The following is a 3914-nucleotide window of genomic DNA, read 5'->3' on the forward strand; positions in this document are numbered from 1 at the left end:
CTACCTCCTCGTATTGCCAAGTCCGTTCGAACGATGCACCCACCATGCGCAATCGTGAATGGAGGAACGTTGAAAGAACCTTGAATCGGCAGCCCCACCCGCAGCGAAGGACGGTCGGGGCGACGTTGGCGATCCGCTTGCTCGGCAGCATCGAGGCACTCAGTGACGCGACACCGCTCGACGTGGGGCCTGTGCGCCAGCGCGATGTGGGCCTGGCCCGGCTCAATGCACACCGGGCAACAGCAACATGGCCGAGTGGCGTACCCTCCTGGAGCCGTCGTACGGGAGGCACCATGAGCAGCGCGACTGATCGCCACGCTGCTGGTGCGGTTGTCGCCTGGGTGGTGTTCGTCGCGCAGGCGCCCGTCATCTACGTCGGACTGCTCGTGTACGCGTGGAACACCACTGGGGATCCAGGTGGCCCGCTCGCCGGGCCGGCGCTGTGCTGCTCGCTGGCGTGTTTGGGCGCTGCCCTGGTGCCGCTGCTGTTCGTGCCGGCGGGCTGGGTCGGCGAGATTGCCGCGAAAAGCGGACGGCTTTACATGAAGTTGCTGGTCGCGTTCGCCGTCGCCGCAGTGCTGGCAACGTTCTACGTGGCCGGCGTCGCAGTACTCATCGACGGACCGGCGGCCGGCACCCTGTTGGCGTGCCTGGCCGGCGCGGGCGCTGTGCTTGGCCCTACTGCGGCCTACGTCGGCATCGTCCACCGCAGGCTGAAGACGAGTTCGAACTAGCGGCGTTTCCGGCTGTCGCCGTGCCATCCCCGTGCCAGTAGCCCGCTCCGTGGCCGGCTCGCGCTAGCGGGCACGAACGGTTACGCGCGGCCACTGAGATCCCCGTTGGTGTATTCGGTCACGATGATGTTGCCGCGACCGCCCAGAAGCCCCGCCATGCAACCCGGACGGGGCCGATTCCGTATGAGGGGTGTCCAGATGCCCTTTGTCGAGAGAGAAGGCGGGCGCCAGTGACATGGACATCCGAACGAGATCGCAGGTTCACCGAGTTCGTGCTGGCCCAGCGTGCCGCACTCGTGCGTGTGGCGACTTTGCTGCTGTCAGGGGATTCGGCCAAGGCTGAGGACGCGGTGCAGACAGGGCTGGTTCGTCTGTACCTCGCTTGGCCGCGGGTTCGCCCCGAAACGCTGGAGGCGTACGCACGCCGCTGCGTCGTGAACGCGGCGATGGATGACCGCCGGAGTCTGTTTCGTCGCCGCGAGCGGGTCCAGGCGCAGCTGCCGGATGTCGCCGCCGCCGAGGCAGGGTACGGGGACGAGACCGCGATCGTGGCATTGCTGGCCACCTTGCCGGCCCGCATGCGGGCGGCGGTTGTGCTGCGTTACGTCGAGGGATTCAGCGTCGCCGAGTCCGCGGCCGCGATGGGGTGCAGCGAGGGCACTGTGAAGAGTCAGAGCGCTCGTGGCTTGGAGCATCTGCGTGCGGTCTTTCCAGAACACTCGCACAGCTTCGTTTGATCGACAGCTGTTGTTACCGATCGGAGGGGTATTGATATGAATGACGTTGTTGATGTTTTGAGGGCGCTGCCGTCCGTGGTCACACCCGCCCCGGCAGGGGCGGAGGTTGTCGCCGCTGATGTGGCCCGCGGGCACCGTGCCTTGATCCGTCGACGGCGCAACCAGATCGCTGGTTCGAGCCTCGTTGTCGCTGCGGTGGCCGCCGTGACGGTGAGCATCGCTCAACTCGGGCCCGCTGATTCCCGGCCCGCGGGCGGGTCCGGTGCGACGACCCAGCAGGCGCTCCGGGTTCAGCTCGTTGCCTTCACCGGCACCCAGCCGGCCGGTTTCACAGTGAGCACCGTACCGGCTGGCTGGCAGGTGGTCTCGTCGAACAGGACCGCATTTGTGGTCGCGCCGCCCGGCGCGGATTCCTCTCCGGCGGGTTCCGTAACCCTCGATCCCCAGGGTCCTGGCGACGACGGATCGGTCGTCAGCTACGACGGTCGCATCGCGGTCATGCTCCAGGGAGCGTCTCGGCTGCCCAGCGACACGCCCGTCACGACGGTCTCTGTCAACGGTAGGGATGGCCTCCTGGGAACCGCCGAGGGCGGAAGCCTCTGGCTGATCTTCCCCGACGCCGCAGGCAACAAGGTCCTGGTGCAGGTCCCGACTTCCGTCGGCCTCACCATCGATCAGATCGTCAGTTTCGCGCAGGGCGTCACCGTTACCAGCGACGCGCACTCCACGAGCGGCTGACTCGCCGCCCCGACGCGCCGGGGCCGGGCGGGCTCTCCACAGCCGCTCGGCCCCGGCGTCTATGGTGCCGGCCATCACTCCGGTTGATTCCCGGTGGCATCGCCGATGACATACGGTGTTTCGAAGCCCTCGTACATCAGGTGGGCGATGAGCCCTTCCACGGCATGGGTCAAGTTGTGGCAGTGGTCAACCCATATGCCAGGATTGTTCGCGACGAACGCGATCTCGTAGGACTCGCCATCATTCACGTTGAGCGAGTCGACCCACGTCGGGCTGCCTGTCGCGGCGGCGCCATTGCGACTCAGCACCACGGCGTGGTGGCCGTGCAGGTGCATCGGATGGACCTCGCCGCTGCCGTTGCTGATCGTCATCCGGACGACATCACCCTCGCCGACCATGAACATCGGTACGTCGGGGTAGAGGTGACCGTTGATCGTCCAGTAGTAGCCTGGTCGGCCGTCGAGGAAGCCGAGGCGCCGTCCGATGTCGTATCTGAAACTCCGATCCGGCTTGCCGGGATCGAAGCCGAGCGGCGCCCGCGTGCCGTAGCGGAGCAGGTCCAGCGTCGCAGTGGGTCGAGGCGTGGTGGGGGCGTCGAAGGAGTTCGAGCCGAGTACCACCGAGGGTGCTCCGCCGACCTGGACGCGGACCGCCGTACCGTCGATCGGCATCGCCACCTCAAGGTCGGCCCGGCCGCCGGCGGTGACGAGGACCGCTTCGCCCTCGAAGGGAGTTGGTCCGTTCAGCTCGGTGCCGTCCGCTGCGACGAGGCGGGCTGCCGGGCATGACCCATCGCCGTCTCTGTGGCTCGGATCGGTAGCCTGCTGTCTTGTAGCCGACGGCCGCTGCGGCCATTACCTGCCGCGACGGTTTCGGCGAGGATGGACAGTGCCGTTTCGGCGAGCGATGCACCGCCAAGGTCGAGTCCCGCAGGCCCGACGAGTCGGTCAAGACCTGGCTGGCCCAACAGCCGTCGCATCCGTTGGGCGTGGGTGGCTCGGCTGCCCAGGGCAGCCACATGTCCCGCGCCTCCCGCCAGTGCCGCGAGAATGGCGCGGTCGTCTATCCGTGGATCGTGGCTGAGTGCCACGACAGCGTCTTGAGGTCCGAGTGGGTGCTCTGCCAGCCAGCTGTCTGGCCAGGCCCGTTCCACCTGAGCTGTTGTCGGCATCGCACCCGCTGCGACATGGTCCGGCCGAGGGTCCACCACGATTACCGTGCAGTCCAACCAGTACGCCATGCCTGCCAAGACGGCGGATAGGTCTGTGGCCCCGACGAGGAGAAGCCGCCGACGCGATGGCAACCGGTCGACGATGACGTCGTCAGCGACGACCTCCATGCTCATCGGTGTCACGGACCAGCGGTACGGCGGTCGTAGCCCGACGTAGACGGTTACCGGCCGGTCGTCCGCCAGGGCCTCGGTGATCGCGTCGTGCACCGGGGCGGGTGGAGCGGGTGCGATGAGCACCTCCAGCGTCGCGGTGCAGGCGGGCCTCTCCTCCCAGGGCAGTAGCTGCTCGGCTGGCGACACCGGCAGGATGTGTGGTGCCGCACCGTGCAGCACCGACCGCGCCGCCTCGACCACTATCGACTCCACGCAGCCGCCGGACACGGAGCCTCGCCAGGTGCCGTCCGCTGCGATCGCCATTGTTGAACCCATTGGCCTGGATCCGGGACCGTCGCGGGCCACCAAGCGGGCCAGTAC

5 protein-coding genes are annotated in these 3914 nt (G+C 67.5%); 3 read left to right on the forward strand and 2 right to left on the reverse strand.

Features of this window, described 5'->3' with window-relative positions; all coding sequences use genetic code 11:
- Positions 1 to 293: 293 nt before the first annotated feature.
- The 3 genes from AB0M52_RS31955 (at position 294) to AB0M52_RS31965 (ending at position 2209) form a co-directional block, all read left to right on the forward strand.
- Positions 294 to 734, forward strand: coding sequence for a hypothetical protein (locus tag AB0M52_RS31955; RefSeq protein WP_363961412.1), 441 nt, complete (start codon positions 294 to 296; stop codon positions 732 to 734).
- A gap of 272 nt (positions 735 to 1006) precedes the next feature.
- Positions 1007 to 1471, forward strand: coding sequence for a sigma-70 family RNA polymerase sigma factor (locus AB0M52_RS31960; protein WP_363961414.1), 465 nt, complete (start codon positions 1007 to 1009; stop codon positions 1469 to 1471).
- A 36-nt stretch (positions 1472 to 1507) separates the two neighbouring features.
- Complete coding sequence (locus AB0M52_RS31965) at positions 1508 to 2209, forward strand: hypothetical protein (protein WP_363961416.1); 702 nt, start codon at positions 1508 to 1510, stop codon at positions 2207 to 2209.
- Positions 2210 to 2283: 74 nt separating this feature from the next.
- Here the strand turns inward: AB0M52_RS31965 and AB0M52_RS31970 are convergent, their stop codons facing one another.
- Both AB0M52_RS31970 and AB0M52_RS31975 read right to left on the reverse strand, forming a co-directional pair.
- Positions 2284 to 2880, reverse strand: a complete 597-nt coding sequence (locus AB0M52_RS31970) for a multicopper oxidase domain-containing protein (protein ID WP_363961418.1) — start codon at positions 2878 to 2880, stop codon at positions 2284 to 2286.
- 71 nt (positions 2881 to 2951) lie between these two features.
- Positions 2952 to 3914, reverse strand: a 963-nt coding sequence (locus AB0M52_RS31975; protein ID WP_363961420.1) for an XdhC family protein, incomplete at its 5' end; no start/stop codon positions are given.

Origin of the sequence: Micromonospora sp. NPDC051296 (genome assembly GCF_040682255.1) — a bacterium.
Lineage (GTDB): Bacteria > Actinomycetota > Actinomycetes > Mycobacteriales > Micromonosporaceae > Micromonospora > Micromonospora craterilacus.

Coding starts and splice junctions, on each gene's coding strand:
- AB0M52_RS31955 (WP_363961412.1), top strand. CDS start 294: ATGAGCAGCGCGACTGATCGCCACGCTGCTGGTGCGGTTGTCGCCTGG.
- AB0M52_RS31965 (WP_363961416.1), top strand. CDS start 1,508: ATGAATGACGTTGTTGATGTTTTGAGGGCGCTGCCGTCCGTGGTCACA.
- AB0M52_RS31970 (WP_363961418.1), bottom strand. CDS start 2,880: ATGCCGATCGACGGTACGGCGGTCCGCGTCCAGGTCGGCGGAGCACCC.